General features: G+C 73.3%; 15 protein-coding genes and 2 tRNA genes. 13 read left to right on the forward strand and 4 right to left on the reverse strand.

Going from position 1 to position 15,378, the window contains the following annotated elements:
- The first annotated feature begins 55 nt into the window (after positions 1–55).
- The 4 genes from ACFQTY_RS06235 to secA all read left to right on the forward strand — a co-directional run bounded on the left by ACFQTY_RS06235 (position 56) and on the right by secA (position 6,023).
- Positions 56–799, forward strand: a complete 744-nt coding sequence (locus tag ACFQTY_RS06235) for a ComF family protein (RefSeq protein WP_378098586.1) — start codon at positions 56–58, stop codon at positions 797–799.
- Between the two features lie 158 nt (positions 800–957).
- Positions 958–1,602 carry a ribosome hibernation-promoting factor, HPF/YfiA family gene (gene hpf / locus ACFQTY_RS06240; RefSeq protein WP_291759171.1) on the forward strand — a complete coding sequence of 215 codons (645 nt, stop codon included), beginning with the start codon at positions 958–960 and terminating at the stop codon, positions 1,600–1,602.
- A 121-nt stretch (positions 1,603–1,723) separates the two neighbouring features.
- On the forward strand, positions 1,724–3,067 hold the full coding sequence (locus tag ACFQTY_RS06245) for a winged helix-turn-helix domain-containing protein (RefSeq protein WP_378098589.1): 1,344 nt from the start codon (positions 1,724–1,726) through the stop codon (positions 3,065–3,067).
- A 142-nt stretch (positions 3,068–3,209) separates the two neighbouring features.
- Entirely contained in the window at positions 3,210–6,023 is a 2,814-nt protein-coding gene (gene secA / locus ACFQTY_RS06250; RefSeq protein WP_378098591.1) for a preprotein translocase subunit SecA, read from the forward strand.
- Positions 6,024–6,062: 39 nt separating this feature from the next.
- On the opposite strand, the gene ACFQTY_RS06255 is transcribed toward secA, so the two are convergent.
- Both ACFQTY_RS06255 and ACFQTY_RS06260 read right to left on the reverse strand, forming a co-directional pair.
- Complete coding sequence (locus ACFQTY_RS06255) at positions 6,063–6,761, reverse strand: Rv3235 family protein (protein ID WP_378098593.1); 699 nt, start codon at positions 6,759–6,761, stop codon at positions 6,063–6,065.
- Complete coding sequence (locus tag ACFQTY_RS06260) at positions 6,758–7,651, reverse strand: LysM peptidoglycan-binding domain-containing protein (protein ID WP_378098595.1); 894 nt, start codon at positions 7,649–7,651, stop codon at positions 6,758–6,760. Before ACFQTY_RS06260 ends, ACFQTY_RS06255 begins: the two co-directional genes overlap by 4 nt.
- Positions 7,652–7,794: 143 nt before the next feature.
- Here ACFQTY_RS06260 and ACFQTY_RS06265 point away from each other — a divergent pair, with 143 nt between their 5' ends.
- Positions 7,795–8,331: a hypothetical protein gene (locus ACFQTY_RS06265; RefSeq protein ID WP_378098597.1), complete on the forward strand. Its 537-nt coding sequence runs from the start codon at positions 7,795–7,797 to the stop codon at positions 8,329–8,331.
- Between the two features lie 22 nt (positions 8,332–8,353).
- On the opposite strand, the gene ACFQTY_RS06270 is transcribed toward ACFQTY_RS06265, so the two are convergent.
- The gene (locus ACFQTY_RS06270; protein WP_263729240.1) at positions 8,354–8,581 is read right to left on the reverse strand and encodes a helix-turn-helix domain-containing protein; all 228 of its coding nucleotides are present in this window, start codon (positions 8,579–8,581) and stop codon (positions 8,354–8,356) included.
- A gap of 114 nt (positions 8,582–8,695) precedes the next feature.
- On the opposite strand from ACFQTY_RS06270, the gene ACFQTY_RS06275 reads away from it, so the two are divergent.
- From ACFQTY_RS06275 to ACFQTY_RS06295, 5 genes are all read left to right on the forward strand, one after another.
- Positions 8,696–9,367 (forward strand): hypothetical protein, encoded by a 672-nt coding sequence (locus tag ACFQTY_RS06275; RefSeq protein WP_378098599.1) that lies wholly within the window; start codon positions 8,696–8,698, stop codon positions 9,365–9,367.
- A 1-nt stretch (position 9,368) separates the two neighbouring features.
- A complete protein-coding gene (locus ACFQTY_RS06280) occupies positions 9,369–10,601 on the forward strand; it encodes a CpaE family protein (protein ID WP_378098601.1) in 1,233 nt (410 codons plus the stop codon).
- A 24-nt stretch (positions 10,602–10,625) separates the two neighbouring features.
- Complete coding sequence (locus tag ACFQTY_RS06285; RefSeq protein WP_337973144.1) at positions 10,626–11,081, forward strand: DUF6912 family protein; 456 nt, start codon at positions 10,626–10,628, stop codon at positions 11,079–11,081.
- 192 nt (positions 11,082–11,273) lie between these two features.
- Positions 11,274–11,345: transfer RNA gene (locus tag ACFQTY_RS06290), tRNA-Gln, on the forward strand.
- Between the two features lie 89 nt (positions 11,346–11,434).
- A tRNA-Glu gene (locus tag ACFQTY_RS06295) sits at positions 11,435–11,507 on the forward strand.
- Positions 11,508–11,581: 74 nt separating this feature from the next.
- On the opposite strand, the gene ACFQTY_RS06300 is transcribed toward ACFQTY_RS06295, so the two are convergent.
- Positions 11,582–12,301: an IclR family transcriptional regulator gene (locus ACFQTY_RS06300; protein ID WP_263729237.1), complete on the reverse strand. Its 720-nt coding sequence runs from the start codon at positions 12,299–12,301 to the stop codon at positions 11,582–11,584.
- Positions 12,302–12,427: 126 nt separating this feature from the next.
- On the opposite strand from ACFQTY_RS06300, the gene leuC reads away from it, so the two are divergent.
- From leuC to ACFQTY_RS06315, 3 genes are all read left to right on the forward strand, one after another.
- Positions 12,428–13,885 (forward strand): 3-isopropylmalate dehydratase large subunit, encoded by a 1,458-nt coding sequence (leuC, locus tag ACFQTY_RS06305; protein WP_291759148.1) that lies wholly within the window; start codon positions 12,428–12,430, stop codon positions 13,883–13,885.
- 16 nt (positions 13,886–13,901) lie between these two features.
- Positions 13,902–14,570: a 3-isopropylmalate dehydratase small subunit gene (leuD, locus tag ACFQTY_RS06310; protein ID WP_291759146.1), complete on the forward strand. Its 669-nt coding sequence runs from the start codon at positions 13,902–13,904 to the stop codon at positions 14,568–14,570.
- Between the two features lie 109 nt (positions 14,571–14,679).
- Complete coding sequence (locus ACFQTY_RS06315) at positions 14,680–15,285, forward strand: HU family DNA-binding protein (protein WP_378098605.1); 606 nt, start codon at positions 14,680–14,682, stop codon at positions 15,283–15,285.
- Positions 15,286–15,378: the final 93 nt, after the last annotated feature.

Below are 15,378 nucleotides of genomic sequence, written 5' to 3' on the forward strand. Positions count from 1 at the left end.
CTCGGCCGACCGCCGGCCGCCGCCGGGCCGCGCCGCCCGGTACCACGCTGTCGGTGTGCCGACCGATGCGCCGACCTGGTTGCGCCGAGCCGCCGTCGAGCTGCTCGGCCTCGTCCTGCCCGTCGCGTGCGCCGGTTGCGGTCTCGACGACCAGTCCTGGTGCCGAGACTGCGCCGCGCTGCTGCGACGGGCGGCCTGGCGGTGCGAGGACCGGGCCGGCCGGCTGGACCGGCTCGACGGCCGGACGCCGCCGTGGTGGGCCGTCGCCGACTTCACCGGACCGGTGCGCCGCGCCGTCAGCGCCTGGAAGGACCACGGTCGCACCGACCTGACGCAACCGTTCACCGCAGCCCTCCGGAACGCCGCCCGGGCCGCCGTGCCGGTGCTGGCCGGCGCGGCCCCGGTGCTGGTCGTGCCCCTGCCGTCCACCGCCGCAGCCCGGCGCACCCGCGGGTGGGTCCCCGCTGGCGTGCTCGCCGCGGCGGTGGCGGACGAGCTGGCAGTGCGCGGCGTCCGCGCGACGGCGGCCGGTGTCCTGCGTCGGTCGCCCGGAGCGGACCAGTCGGGGCTGTCGGCACGCGCCCGATCGCGCAACCTTGCAGGTCACGTGCACGTTCGAGCTCGCGCACAGGTCGCGGGCGCGCGCGTGCTCCTGGTGGACGACGTGCTGACCACCGGTGCGACCGCGGCCGCTGCGGCTGACGTGCTCGGGGCGGCGGGGGCGCGGGTCGTGGCCGGTGTCGTGCTCGCCTCGACACCCCCGCCCGGTCGCTTGGTGGCCGGAGCGCACTCGCGTTAGCGTGGAGGTTCCAGCCGACGCAACCGGCCGGTCCCCGCCAGGGGGCCGCCCCGCGCAGGCCGAGGAGGTGGTGCCGCACCTGCCCCCACCAGGGGCACAGACAGCACGTCACCGGGCGAGCCCTGCAGGCTCTGCCCCTCACCTCCCAGGAGGCCCGCATGGAGATCGTGGTTGCCGGTCGGCACACCGAGGTGTCACCCAGGTTCCGGGCGCATCTCGACAGCAAGCTGACCAAGGTCGAACAGCTGGCGCCTCGCGCGCAGCGCATCGACGTCCTCGTGTCGCACGAGCCGAACCCACGCCAGTCCGACAGCAGTGAGCGCGTCGAGCTCACCGTCGTGGACAAGGGGCCGGTCATCCGCGCCGAGGCGTGCGCCGACGACGCGTACGCGGCCCTCGACCTGGCGATGGCCAAGCTGCTGGAGCGCCTGCGCCGCACCCGCGACCGCCGCAAGGACCACCGTGGGGCCGCACCGGTCAGCACGACGGAGCCTGTCGCCCCGGTCGTCCCCGAGGCAGAACCGCCGCGGGCGCCTCGCACCGTCTCCGACGGAGCGGTCGAGATCCCCCTCGGCGACTCGCCGGTGATCATCCGGGAGAAGGTGCACCACGCCGCCCCGATGACCGTCGACGACGCCCTGTACGAGATGGAGCTGGTGGGCCACGACTTCTACCTCTTCGTCGACGCCGAGACGGCGCAACCCGCCGTCGCCTACCGCCGCCACGGCTGGAGCTACGGCGTGATCAAGCTGGACACGCCGGTCGCCGGACCGGTCGTGGTGGCGGACGCCCTCGCCGGCTGAGCACCCCGCCCGGGAGCCGTCCCGGCGACGCACCACCAGCACGACTCTCGGCCCGGACGCCCGCCGTGGCGCCCGGGCCGAGCGCCGTCCCCATGTGGGTGCTCGGCGGCAGGATGTGCGGGTGTCTGACACCACCACCGTCGCGGACGCCCGGAAGTCCGTCGTGGGTGCCCGGGAGTCCGTCGCCGGTGAACGACTGAACCTGGGCCAGGCGCGTCGCCTCGCGCTCGCGGCCCAGGGGCTGCACCGGGAGCGTCCCGAGCGTGCTGCCGCCGTCACCGCCCGGCACCTCCAGCAGGTCGTCGACCGCCTCGGCGTGCTGCAGATCGACTCCGTGAACGTGTTCGCCCGGGCGCACCTGATGCCCCTGTACTCCCGGCTGGGACCCTACGACCCGGCCGTCCTCGACAGGGCGGCGGGCAGGGCGCCGCGACGGCTCGTGGAGAGCTGGGCCCACCAGGCGTCGTTCATCCGCACCGAGGACTACCGGCTGTTCGACTGGCGTCGCCGCGACTACGAGTCGCAGGCGTGGGGTGCCATCCGCGAGGTTCCGCGCACCCACGGCCCGGTGGTGGACGACGTCCTCGCGATGCTGGCGGACGAGGGGCCGCTGACGGGCGCCCAGGTGCACGAGCGGCTGCAGCACGAGCACCCGGGTCGGGGGGTGAACTGGGGCTGGAACTGGACCGTCGCCAAGCGTGTCCTCGAGTACCTCTTCTTCACGGGCCAGGTGACGTCCGCGGGTCGCAACGGAGCGTTCGAGCGCCGGTACGACCTGGTGGAGCGGGTGCTGCCCGCCCCGGTGCTCGCAGCTCCCGAGCTGCCCCGGGCCGATGCGGTCCGCGCCCTGGTCTCCGCCTCCGTACGGGCGCTCGGCATCGGCACGCTGCGCGACGTCGCGGACTACTACCGACTGAGCACGTCCGAGACGGCGGTGGCGCTGACGCAGCTCGTGGAGGACGGTGAGGCCGTCGCCGTGGACGTGCCCGGGTGGGGTGACGGCCGCTCGTGGCGGCACCGCGACGCCCCACCCGTGCCGCGGCACGCGCGCGGACGAGCGCTGCTCAGCCCGTTCGACCCCCTGGTGTGGGAGCGCCGTCGCGTCGAGTCGCTGTTCGGGCTCCGCTACCGCATCGAGATCTACGTCCCCGAGCCGCAGCGCGTCTGGGGGTACTACGTCCTGCCCTTCCTCCTCGGCGAGCACCTGGCGGCTCTCGTCGACCTGAAGGCCGATCGCCAGGCGGGTGTGCTGCGGGTGCACGCGGCCCATACGGCGCCTCCGTCCGGCGTGACGGCGGGGGGCGTCCCACCGGCCGACGTCGTCGCGCGGGAGCTCGCGTCGGAGCTCCGCCTCGCGGCGCGCTGGACCGGGCTCGGGGACGTGCTCGTCGGTGACCGGTCCGGTGAGCCCCGCGGCGACCTGGCCGTGGAGCTGGGCCGGGCGCTCGGGGACTCGTCCGGCTGAGGCCGACGGCTCGCTCGCGCGACGTCGAGGAGGCCGGCGGCCCACCGCCGGTGCCCGCGGCTCGCCTACGATGGACCGGCCCGGCCGTGCGGCCGGTGCAGCCCCCACCCCGTACGGGGTGCGATCACGTCGGGAGTCATGCGTGCCAGCGATGCTCGAGAAGGTCCTGCGCCTCGGTGAGGGCCGGATCCTCAAGAAGCTGTCCGGTATCGCCAGCCAGATCAACGCGCTGGAGGACAGCTTCACGGCGTTGTCCGACGCGGAGCTGCGCGAGGAGACGGACCGGTTCAAGGCGCGGCTGGCCGACGGCGAGACGCTCGACGAGCTCCTCGCGGAGGCGTTCGCGGCGGTGCGCGAGGCGTCACGGCGCACGCTCGGTCAGCGGCACTTCGACGTCCAGCTGATGGGTGGCGCCGCGCTGCACCTCGGCAACATCGCCGAGATGAAGACCGGTGAGGGCAAGACGCTCGTCGCCACCGCGCCGGCCTACCTCAACGCCCTGACGGGCAAGGGCGTGCACGTCGTCACGGTCAACGACTACCTGGCCGGCTACCAGTCGGACCTGATGGGTCGCGTCTACCGGTTCCTCGGGCTGACCACCGGCACGATCCTGTCCAACCAGACGCCCGCGCAGCGCCGCGAGCAGTACGCCGCGGACATCACCTACGGCACCAACAACGAGTTCGGCTTCGACTACCTGCGCGACAACATGGCGTGGAGCACCGAGGAGCTGGTGCAGCGCGGCCACAACTTCGCGATCGTCGACGAGGTCGACTCGATCCTCATCGACGAGGCCCGTACGCCGCTGATCATCTCCGGGCCCGCCTCCGGTGACGCCAACCGCTGGTACGCCGAGTTCGCCAAGGTGGTGCGCCGCCTCGAGCCCGAGCGCGACTACGAGGTCGACGAGAAGAAGCGGACCGTAGGCGTCCTCGAGCCCGGCATCGGTCGGGTGGAGGACTACCTCGGCATCGACAACCTGTACGAGTCCCTCAACACCCCGCTGATCGGCTTCCTCAACAACGCGATCCGCGCCAAGGAGCTGTTCAAGCGGGACAAGGACTACGTCGTCCTCAACGGTGAGGTGCTCATCGTCGACGAGCACACCGGCCGCATCCTGCCGGGCCGTCGCTACAACGAGGGCATGCACCAGGCGATCGAGGCCAAGGAGGGGGTGGTGATCAAGGCGGAGAACCAGACCCTCGCCACCATCACCCTGCAGAACTACTTCCGCCTGTACTCCAAGCTCTCCGGCATGACCGGCACCGCCGAGACGGAGGCCGCGGAGTTCCAGGGCACCTACAAGCTCGGCGTCGTGCCGATCCCGACGAACCGGCCGATGATCCGGATCGACCAGAAGGACTTCGTCTACAAGAGCGAGGAGGGCAAGTTCGACGCGGTCGTCGCGGACATCGTCGAGCGCCACGCCAAGGGCCAGCCCGTCCTCGTCGGCACGGTCAGCGTGGAGAAGAGCGAGTACCTCTCCCAGAAGCTGAAGAAGCAGGGCGTCCCGCACGAGGTGCTGAACGCCAAGCAGCACGCACGCGAGGCGACCGTGGTCGCGCAGGCCGGCCGCAAGGGTGCGGTGACGGTCGCGACGAACATGGCGGGCCGCGGCACCGACATCATGCTCGGCGGCAACGCCGAGTTCATGGCCGTCGCCGAGCTGGCGGCCCGTGGCCTGGACCCGGCCGAGAACGCCGAGGAGTACGAGGCCGCCTGGCCGGACGCGCTGGCCAAGGCCAAGGAGGCCGTGGCGGCCGAGCACGAGGAGGTCGTCGAGCTCGGCGGCCTGTACGTGCTGGGCACCGAGCGCCACGAGTCCCGCCGCATCGACAACCAGCTGCGTGGCCGCTCCGGTCGTCAGGGCGACCCGGGGGAGTCTCGGTTCTACCTGTCGATGCAGGACGACCTGATGCGCCTGTTCAACTCGAGCCTGGCCGAGTCGATGATGACCCGTGCCGGCTTCCCGGAGGACATGCCGCTCGAGAGCAAGATCGTCACCCGCGGCATCCAGTCGGCGCAGTCCCAGGTCGAGGCGCGCAACTTCGAGATCCGCAAGAACGTCCTGAAGTACGACGACGTCATGTCGCGGCAGCGCGAGGTGATCTACGAGCAGCGTCGCCGGGTCCTGGAGGGTGAGGACCTCGAAGAGCAGATCGCGCACTTCCGCCACGACGTGCTGAGCGCGTACATCCAGTCCGCGACGGCGGAGGGACGTCCCGAGGACTGGGATCTCGACACGCTGTGGACCGCCCTTCGGGGCGTGTACCCGATCTCGATCACGCCCGAGGAGGTCGTCGAGGCGGCGGGTGGGCCGACGCGCCTGACCCACGAGGTGCTGGAGCGAGAGGTCCTCTCCGACGCCGACGTGGCGTACGCCGACCGCGAGGAGCAGATCGGCTCGGAGAACATGCGCCAGCTGGAGCGGCGGGTCACGCTCGCGGTGCTCGACCGCCGGTGGCGCGAGCACCTCTACGAGATGGACTACCTCAAGGAGGGCATCGGGCTGCGCGCGATGGCGCAGCGCGACCCGTTGGTGGAGTACCAGCGGGAGGGCTTCCAGCTGTTCGGTGCGATGACCGATGCCATCAAGGAGGAGACGGTCGCCTACCTCTTCAACCTCGAGGTGCAGGTCGCACCGAGCGAGGAGCAGCAGGCGGCGACCGCGGACGGCACCCCGGTGATCACGGCTGAGTCGGCCGCGCGGACGGCGACGGGGCCTGCTGCGGAAGCCGCGGCTCCGGCCCGGCTCGTCGCGAAGGGTCTCGACGGTCCGGACGCCCGGCTACCGCTCCAGTACTCGGCCCCGTCGACCGACGGTGACGGCGGTGTGGTGACCGAGGCGGAGGACACGGCGGGTCGTCGCAGCCCGGCCTCGGGTGGCGCCGCGGGTGACGGGTCCAACCGGGAGGCGCGGCGCAAGGCGGCCAAGCAGGGGAAGCGCCGACGCTGACCGCCTCCCAGGTGGTGTGAGCACCGCGCTCGACGTCACTCAGCCGACGTCGAGCGCGGTCGCCCGCCACATCCCGCGGTGGGTCTCCAGGCGCACGGCCACGGCCCTGACCCTGCAACCGTCGTCGACGACGACCGCGGCCTCGACCACGCGCTCCTCGACCCGGCACACATGGGTGCTGCGGACCACCGGCGGCCGTGACCCGACGGTCGCACGTCCCGCGGCGGACGTCGCCCGGCGATGCAGGTCGGCTCGCACCCGGACGGCCTGCAGCACCCCGGGGGTCAGCCACCGGGCCAGCTGCGCGGCGGGCCGGAGGCCGGCGATGACCTCGACAGTGGCCAGCGCGAGCCGGCGCACGACCACCGCCGGCTCGGCGATCGGCAGGTCTCCCCGCTCCTCGTCCGCGCACTCGAGCACCAGGGCGCGGTCCGAGGAGCGCATCACGGTGATGCGCTGCTGGACGTGGACGGCGGTCCCGTGCGCGGGACCCTCGGCCTGCGCCGGCGACGCACCGCCGCGGGTCGGCAAGAGGCGTGCGCGGAGCTCGGTCGGCCGGCCGGACGGTGCGCGCCTGGGCGGAGCGGAGGTGCCGCGTTCGGCCGACCGGGGACGCGACCCGGCGAGCGACAGCGTGGCCGCACGAGAGCCGGCGCGAGGCAGTGGCGCGGTCGCGCACGCGATCACGTCCTCCACGCTCGTCGTGCCCACCGGCTGGTCGCTGAGGGCGGCGGTCATGACGCCGAACCCAGGTCGGCCGGCACGCTGAGGACCAGGCCGGGACGGATGAGGTCCGGGTCGCTGCCGATGCGGGTCGCGTTGGCCGCGTACCAGACCGGCCAGGTCGCCGCGATCTGCGCGTCGTCGGCGCCGGCTGGAAGGTGCCTCGCGGCGATCGCCCACAGCGTGTCGCCGGGCGCGACCGTGACGGTCCCCGCCGCTACGCCGGTACGCGCGGTCGGCGAGCTCGATGACGTCGCGTGCGCGGAGCTCGGTGACTCCGCAGCGACGGTCCGGGCCGCACCCCCGGCCGTTGCGGCGCTCGCCGGTGTGCCGAGGGGATAGGCGCTCGGCAGCGATGCGTCGGGCCTGGTGTCGGTCTCCGCGAGCACCGTCGGTGCGGGAGCGCCGGACGGGACCGCCGAGGTGCCCGGCTCGGTCGGCATCCAGCCCAGGTCCCGCCCGCCGTCCGGTGCCGCCGTCACGCTGACGATCGGCAGCGGCGATACCGTCGGCACCGCGTCGGCCGCCGACGCTCCCGTCGCCGCGGAGAGGCCGATCCCGGCTCCGACGGCGATCGCGACCGCTCGCCGCACGACTGCCGGCGCCCAGCGCTGCACCCACACCTCACCGCGCCGCCATCCGGCGCCCGTCGCGCGCGCCGTCAGGCATGCGGCTCCGACCGCGCAGCTCAGCGTCAGCCACGCCAGCACAGCAGCCCCGACCGCGACGACGCCGAGCTCGACGAACCCGTCGACCCGCGAGGGAGCCGCCGAACCGACCAGCCCCAGCAGGCGAAGGGTGAGTCCCGTGCCGAGCGCTCCGGCCGTCAGCGCTGCGAGCCAGAGGCCGCCTGCGCCGCGGAGCGCGTGGCCGCGTGCGACCGGGGGATCGGGGTAGCGGGTCATGTGTCGTCCGTTCATGCGTCGGGGTCAGTTTGATGTCGTTTGATGTCGTTTGATGAGGTAGGTGTAGAGCATCCGAGCCCGAGTTGTCCAGTAAGTCCCCCCTCCGGCACCGGCCGGAGTGTGCGATCCCCTACGGTTCGGCCGTGCGCTGGGACGAGCTGTTCGACGACCTGGGGGCGCAGCTTCGGGCCGCGCGTGCCGACGAGGCCCGAGGCGAGCTCGGTGAGCTCGTCCGTGCCGAGCGGGCGACCGTGCAGCTTGGCGACCGCCTCCGTGCGACGCGCGGTCATCAGCTGCGCGTGCACGTAGGTGATCTCGCAGGGGAGCGTGACGCGGTCGTCGCCGGCGAGCTGGTCGAGGTCGGTCCGGACTGGATGCTGGTCGTCGAGCCGGGTGCGCGGCACGCGCTCGTGCCGCTGGGTGCCGTCCAGGCGCTCGTCGGCGTCGTCGCCCACATCAGCCCGACAGGAGCCGCCGAGGTGGAACGCCGCCTCCGGCTCGGGTCCACCCTGCGTGCGCTGGGCCGTGACCGTGCCGAGGTGCAGGTGCACACGTCAGGTCGCACGCTCGTCGGTCGGATCGACCGGGTGGGTGCCGACCACGTCGATGTGGGGGCGGGGCGGGGCGGGCCCGTGTGGACCGTGCCCCTCGCTGCGCTACGAGTCGTGCGTTCTCGCTGACCGATCGCCCCCCGGCGAGACGTCAGTCCTCAGGCAGGGGCTCCGCAGCACCTCGTCCGGCACGTGCCCGGGTCTGCGCGTACATCCGCTGGATGTACTTCTCCAGCTCTGTCGCCTCGACGCGCCACACGTGCCGCCCGCCGACCTGGATGGCGGGCAGGTCGCCCGAGACGACCAGCGCGCGCGCCTGCTGCGGGGAGACGTTGAGGATCTCCGTCACGTCGGTCAGCGTCAGGAACCGCGGTGCCATGTCGGCAGTGTGGCATGGGCGGGGACCGTCCCCGATTCGTCCACAGAACCGGCCCGCAGGCGTCTCCGACCCGGCCAAGATAGGCGGGCACGACGTCGATATGAGGGGGATTGGGTGGATTCCGCGTCCAACGAGCTACCACTGCCGGTCGCTGCCCGGCTGCGACGCCCGGGCTGGCGAGACCCGCGGCTGCTGGCCGGCATCGCGATGGTGGCCGCTTCGGTGGCCCTCGGCTCCTGGGTGGTCCGCGCGGCGCAGCACTCGGTCCCGGTCTACGTCGCCCGTACCACGACGGTGCCCGGGCAGCGTCTCGGTGCCAGCGGCCTGACGGTGGCCGACGTCCGGCTCTCGGGAGCCGATCTGGCGCGGTACCAGCGCGCGGACCAGGACCTGCCGGCCGATGCGGTCGCGCTCCGGGTCGTGCAGGCCGGAGAGCTGCTGCCCAGGTCCGCGGTCGGCTCCGCCGCCGACCTCGCCGTGCGGCCGGTCTCGGTGCCGGTCACGGGCGTGCCGTCGGAGGCGGTGCGGGCGGGCGCGCAGGTCGACCTCTGGTTCACCGCCGCGGTGGAGCGATCGGCCACCTCGACCGGCACCGCGCCGGTGCCGGTGCAGCTCGCCTCGGGGCTCACCGTGGCGGACGTCAGCCGGCCCGCGGGTGCGTTCGCGGCGGGCGGGACGACGACGGTGCACGTCCTCGTGCCGGTCACGGATCTCGCGAAGGTGCTGGGCGCGCTGGCCACCGACGGCGCGGTCGAGGTCGTCGCCGTGCCGGGGACGGGCGGCTGAGGTGGCCGTCGGGGTGCTGTGCGCGGTCCGCGGTGCGGCGGAGAGCCTCGTCGTGCGTGCGGCCGAGGCCTCCGCCGGCCGGTTCACGGTGACCCGGCGCTGCGCGGACCTGACCGAGCTGCTCGCTGCCGCGGAGGCAGGCCTGGGCCGGGTTGCGATCGTCTCGGCGGAGCTCGACCGGCTCGACGTGGAGGCGATGCTCACGCTGCATCGCGCCGGGGTGCAGGTCGTGGCGCTCGCCGATGCGGCTCGTCCGTGGCTCGTCGACCGGATACAGGCGTGCGGCGCGGACCTGGTCGTGCCGACACCTGACGGTCTGGCGGGTGCGCGGACCGTGCTCGAGAGCGCGACGGCGCTGCTCGACGCGGCGGTCCCGGATCATCCGGACCTCACGGGAGCCGACGCGGTCCTCGACGAACCGCTGCGGCGGGGCCGCCTCGTCGCGGTGTGGGGACCGACCGGCGCACCGGGCAGGACGACGGTGGCCGTGAACCTCGCCGCCGAGCTCGCGGCTCGGGGCGAGACGTCGCTGCTGGTGGACGCGGACACGTACGGAGGCACCGTCGCCCAGGTCGTCGGGCTGCTGGACGAGGCGCCGGGTCTCGCGGCTGCTGCCCGCGCTGCCGGGCAGGGTTCTCTCGACCTTCGGTCGCTCGCGCGACTCGCACCGGCGATCGCCGAGCGTCTGCGCGTCCTGACGGGGATCTCGCGGGCGGACCGCTGGCCCGAGCTCCCCGCGTCCGCCCTCGACGTCGTCTGGGGTGTGGCACGTCAGCTCGTGCCCTGGACGCTCGTCGACACCGGCTTCTGCCTCGAGCAGGACGAGCAGCTGAGCTACGACACCCGCGCCCCGCAGCGCAACGCCGCGACGCTGAGCGCGCTCGGGGCGGCCGACGTGGTCGTGGTGGTCGGTGCCGGCGACCCGGTGGGGCTGACCCGTCTGGTCCGCGCGCTCTCGGAGCTGGCAGACCTGCACCTCGACGTCCCGCAGGTCGTCGTGGTCAACCGGTTGCGGGCCTCCGCCTCAGGAGCTCGGCCGGAGGCTGCCGTGCACGACGCCCTCGCGCGCTATGCGGGTGTCCACCGAGTGCTCACGCTCCCGGAGGACCGTGCGGCCGCGGACGGCGCGCTGCTCGCCGGACGGGTGCTGCGCGAGTGCGTCTCCGGCTCGGCGCTCCGCAAGGCGCTCCTGGCCGTCGTCGAGCGGCTCGCCGCGCCGGTGGCTGTCGGCTGAGCGTGGGCCCGGCAGACTGGCCCCGTGCGCGTCTACCTGCCGGCAACCCTCGACGAGCTCGACCACCTCGCTGCCGATGGCGGTCCGCGGCGCGCCCACGCCGTGACTGCGGCACTGCGCGCCGCTCTTCCGGACGAGGACGACGAGGGCTGGGAGTTCGTCGCTCAGCTCGTCGCCGCCGATGAGAGCCTGGCGCTGCTGGCGGACCGCCCCGGCGTGCCGCGACTGCGACTGGTGCTCGCGGCCGACGTGCCGGACGAGTCGGTGGTACCGGATGCGGACCCGGACGCCGACGTGACCGCGGTGACGGTCCTCTCGGGAGTGCCTGCCGACGCGGTGGTGTGCGCGCACGTGGACGAACCCTCCGCCGCGGCGGACGTCGTCGCCGCGGTCGCCGGGGACGACGCGGCCGTGCAGCGGCTCGAGGACCGGGACCTGCTCTGGTACGACGTGAGCGAGTTCGGCCGCATCCCGCGCTGACCTGGCCACCCGGCCGGCACGGCTGACCTGCGCGGTGTCGTCGGGGACGTGGCCGGGCCGCGCGCGGGCCGGCTCTGCAGCGAGTTGGACCCACCCCCGCGGCTCCGGTAGTGTTCAACGCCGGTACGGCCCCCGGGCTGCTCCTGTCGCTCTTCTCCGAGGTGCGTCGGGATCGCGGAGGTCATACCCCCATGGGGTATGGTGTAATTGGCAGCACGAGTGATTCTGGTTCACTTAGTCTAGGTTCGAGTCCTGGTACCCCAGCGTGAGCGCCGCTGGTCCGCTGTCCGGCTGAGTCCGGGCATCGGGTAGAGTGTTCATCCGCACGCGCGGCTCCGGCTGCGCAGGCGTAGGCCCCCGTTGTGTAGCGGCCTAGCACGCCGCCCTCTCACGGCGGTAGCGCCGGTTCGAATCCGGTCGGGGGTACGCACAAGGCCCGGTCACCGAGGTGACCGGGCCTTCGTCGTGCTCTTGCCGCCTGGTGGACGTCGACCTCGGGGTCAGTCGCCGGTGCGGCGCAGCACCTCGGTCAGGCGGTTCGCGGCGGACACGACCGCGGCGGCGTGAAGCCGGCCGGGCTGCCGGGAGAGCCGCTCGAGCGGACCGGACACGGAGACGGCCGCGACAACCCGCCCGGACGGTCCGCGCACGGGCGCGGAGACGGACGCGACACCGACCTCACGCTCGGAGACCGACTGCGCCCAGCCCCGTCGGCGCACCCCGGACAGGATCGTGGCGGTGAACTTCGCGCCCTGGAGCCCCCGGTGGAGCCGGTCCGGCTCCTCCCAGGCGAGCAGGATCTGGGCGGCCGACCCGGCGAGCATCGTCAGCGTCGCGCCGACCGGGATCGAGTCGCGCAGGCCGACCGGACGCTCCGCGGCGGCGACGCAGATGCGCATGTCGCCCTGGCGGCGGTAGAGCTGGGCGCTCTCACCCGTGTGGTCCCGCAGGGCGGCGAGCACGGGGCCGGCGGTCGCGAGGAGGCGGTCCTCGCCCGCGGCGGTCGACAGCTCGGACAGCCGGGGTCCGAGCACGAAGCGTCCCTGCAGGTCGCGGGCGACGAGGCGGTGGTGCTCGAGCGCGACGGCCAGTCGGTGCGCCGTGGGACGGGCAAGATGGGTGGCGGTGACCAGCTGCGCGAGCGTCGCCGGGCCGGCCTCGAGGGCGCTGAGGACGGAGGCGGCCTTGTCGAGGACGCCGACTCCGCTAGAGTTGTCCATAGGTCGATATTGGCGTCTCGAACCCTGAGATGCAAGCCGCGGGTTCGGCGGGTCGCGCAGCGACTCGTACCGAGGCTGACGCCGACGACGAGGACACGGGACAGCACGACGAGACGGGACTCACCTATGACCGGCACGCTGGCGGAGAAGGTCTGGGACGCACATGTGGTGCGTCGCGGCACGGACGGGGCTCCCGACCTGCTCTACATCGACCTGCACCTGGTGCACGAGGTCACCAGCCCCCAGGCGTTCGAGGGCCTGCGGCTGGCGGGTCGAGGAGTGCGTCGTCCCGACCTGACGCTCGCGACCGAGGACCACAACACCCCGACGCTCGACATCGACCTGCCGATCGCGGACCCGACCAGCCGGACCCAGATCGAGACGCTGCGGCGCAACGCGGCCGAGTTCGGTGTGCGGATCCACTCGCTCGGCGACGCCGACCAGGGGATCGTGCACCAGGTCGGTCCGCAGCTCGGCCTCACGCAGCCGGGCCTGACGGTGGTGTGCGGCGACTCGCACACGTCGACCCACGGGGCGTTCGGCGCCCTCGCGTTCGGCATCGGCACCAGCGAGGTGGAGCACGTCCTGGCCACGCAGACGCTGCCGCTCGCGCCGTTCAAGACCATGGCGATCACGGTGAACGGTCAGCTGCCGCAGGGGGCCGGCGCCAAGGACATCATCCTGGCGATCATCGCCAAGATCGGCACCGGCGGCGGTCAGGGCTACGTGCTGGAGTACCGCGGGGAGGCGATCCGGTCCCTGACGATGGAGGGCCGGATGACCGTCTGCAACATGTCGATCGAGGCCGGTGCCCGCGCCGGCATGATCGCGCCGGACGACACGACCTTCGAGTACCTCAAGGGCCGTCCGCACGCTCCCGAGGGGGCCGACTGGGACGCGGCCGTGGAGTACTGGCGCACGCTGCGGTCGGACGAGGATGCGCAGTTCGACGCCGAGGTGGTGCTGGAGGCTGCCGACCTCGAGCCGTTCGTCACGTGGGGCACCAACCCGGGCCAGGGTCTCCCGCTGTCCGGCAACGTGCCGGTGCCCGAGCAGATCGCGGACGCCAACGAGCGCGTCGCGGCCGAGCGGGCGATCGAGTACATGGGCCTGACGCCCGGGCAGCCGCTGCGGGAGATCGCCGTGGACACCGTCTTCATCGGCTCGTGCACCAACGGACGGATCGAGGACCTGCGCGCCGTCGCCAAGCTCGTCAAGGGCCGGCAGAAGGCCGAGAGCGTCCGCGTGCTCGTGGTGCCGTCGTCCGCACGCGTCCGCCTCCAGGCGGAGGCGGAGGGCCTGGACAAGATCTTCCTGGACTTCGGTGCGGAGTGGCGCAACGCCGGCTGCTCGATGTGTCTCGGCATGAACCCGGACCAGCTGGCGCCGGGCGAGCGGTCGGCCTCGACGTCCAACCGCAACTTCGAGGGCCGGCAGGGCAAGGGCGGTCGCACGCACCTCGTGTCGCCGCTCGTGGCGGCCGCGACCGCGATCCGCGGGACGCTGTCGTCCGTGTCCGACCTCGGGCCGGACGTCGTCTCCCCGGACGGCTCGCCCCTCACCCCCGACCTGCTGACCGCCTGAGACGAGGACGACGACGATGGAGAAGTTCACCCAGCACACCGGCGTCGGGGTCCCGCTGCGCCGCAGCAACGTCGACACCGACCAGATCATCCCGGCGGTCTACCTCAAGCGGGTCACCCGCACGGGCTTCGAGGACGCGCTGTTCGCCGCCTGGCGCGGTGACCCGGCGTTCGTGCTCAACCAGGACGCCTACCGCAGCGGCTCCGTGCTGGTCGCCGGTCCCGACTTCGGCACCGGCTCGTCGCGCGAGCACGCCGTCTGGGCGCTGAAGGACTACGGGTTCCGCGTGGTGATCTCGGCGCGGTTCGCCGACATCTTCCGCGGCAACTCCGGCAAGCAGGGGCTGCTCGCCGCGCAGGTCGCCCAGGAGGACGTCGAGCTGCTGTGGAAGGTCCTCGAGACGCACCCGGGCACCGAGGTGACCGTGGACCTGGAGTCGAAGACCGTCACGTGCGACGACGTAGTGGTGCCGTTCGCGGTGGACGACTACACCCGCTGGCGGCTGCTGGAGGGCCTCGACGACATCGGCCTGACGCTGCAGCACGAGGCCGAGATCACGGAGTTCGAGGCACGTCGTGAGGCGTGGCGGCCCGCCACCCTCCCGGCCAAGCACCTGCCGCCGGTCGCGATCGTCGCGGCCCGGCCCGTGGTGCACGTCGAGCTCGGCGCCTCCCGCACCAGCTGAACGCGCAGCGCGGGACCAGACGTCGTTCGCGATCTGGTCCCGCGTGCCGGCCTCGGGCGGGGCGTGCACCACCTAGCGTGGGAGCACGTCCGACACCGAGGAGGGTCCGATGGTCAGCAGGTCCGAGCTCGCGACACGTCTGGCACGCGACGGAGCGAGCCACGCGCAGGCGGCGCACGCGGTCGACGCGGTGCTGCACGAGATCACGGCGGCGCTCGTCGCCGGCGAACGCGTCGCCCTGACGGGCTTCGGGACGTTCGAGCCGGTCGCTCGGTCCGCGCGCACCGCCCGGAACCCGCGGACCGGGGCGGCGGTCGAGGTGGCTGCGACGACCGTGGCCCGCTTCCGCCAGGGCGTCCAGCTGCGCGAGGCGCTGGTCAGCGGGGACGCCGGCGCCGCGCCCGCGGGACGGCTCCCCGCATCGGCTCACCCGGCCGCACCGGCAGCGGTCCCCACGGACGCCGAAGCGCTGCCGCGAGCGACGGACGAGGCGGCCTCGGTCGGGACGTCGGGCAAGGCGTCGACCGGCTCGCAGAAGGTCGAGCCGAAGTCGCAGCGCAAGTCCACGTCCAAGGGCAAGCCCACGGGCTCCAAGCACGCCGACAGCGCGAAGCCCGCGAAGGGTAAGAAGGGCAAGAAGCTCGCGACGACGAAGGCGTCGTCCGGTTCGGCGAAGGCACGCGGGGCGAAGAAGTCGTCCAAGGGGAAGCACTGAGGCGCGCACCGCGTTCGTGACCAGGACGGAACGGCGCACGGCTCCCTGTGTGCCACCGGAGGACCTCCCGGGTGGCTTGTGAGGGTTTCGGGT

The organism is Cellulomonas sp. T2.31MG-18 (genome assembly GCF_964266755.1).
Lineage (GTDB): Bacteria > Actinomycetota > Actinomycetes > Actinomycetales > Cellulomonadaceae > Cellulomonas.

Coding starts and splice junctions, on each gene's coding strand:
- hpf (WP_291759171.1), top strand. CDS start 958: ATGGAGATCGTGGTTGCCGGTCGGCACACCGAGGTGTCACCCAGGTTC.
- leuD (WP_291759146.1), top strand. CDS start 13,902: ATGGAGAAGTTCACCCAGCACACCGGCGTCGGGGTCCCGCTGCGCCGC.
- ACFQTY_RS06260 (WP_378098595.1), bottom strand. CDS start 7,651: ATGACCCGCTACCCCGATCCCCCGGTCGCACGCGGCCACGCGCTCCGC.
- ACFQTY_RS06270 (WP_263729240.1), bottom strand. CDS start 8,581: ATGGCACCGCGGTTCCTGACGCTGACCGACGTGACGGAGATCCTCAAC.
- ACFQTY_RS06315 (WP_378098605.1), top strand. CDS start 14,680: ATGGTCAGCAGGTCCGAGCTCGCGACACGTCTGGCACGCGACGGAGCG.
- ACFQTY_RS06255 (WP_378098593.1), bottom strand. CDS start 6,761: ATGACCGCCGCCCTCAGCGACCAGCCGGTGGGCACGACGAGCGTGGAG.
- ACFQTY_RS06300 (WP_263729237.1), bottom strand. CDS start 12,301: ATGGACAACTCTAGCGGAGTCGGCGTCCTCGACAAGGCCGCCTCCGTC.
- leuC (WP_291759148.1), top strand. CDS start 12,428: ATGACCGGCACGCTGGCGGAGAAGGTCTGGGACGCACATGTGGTGCGT.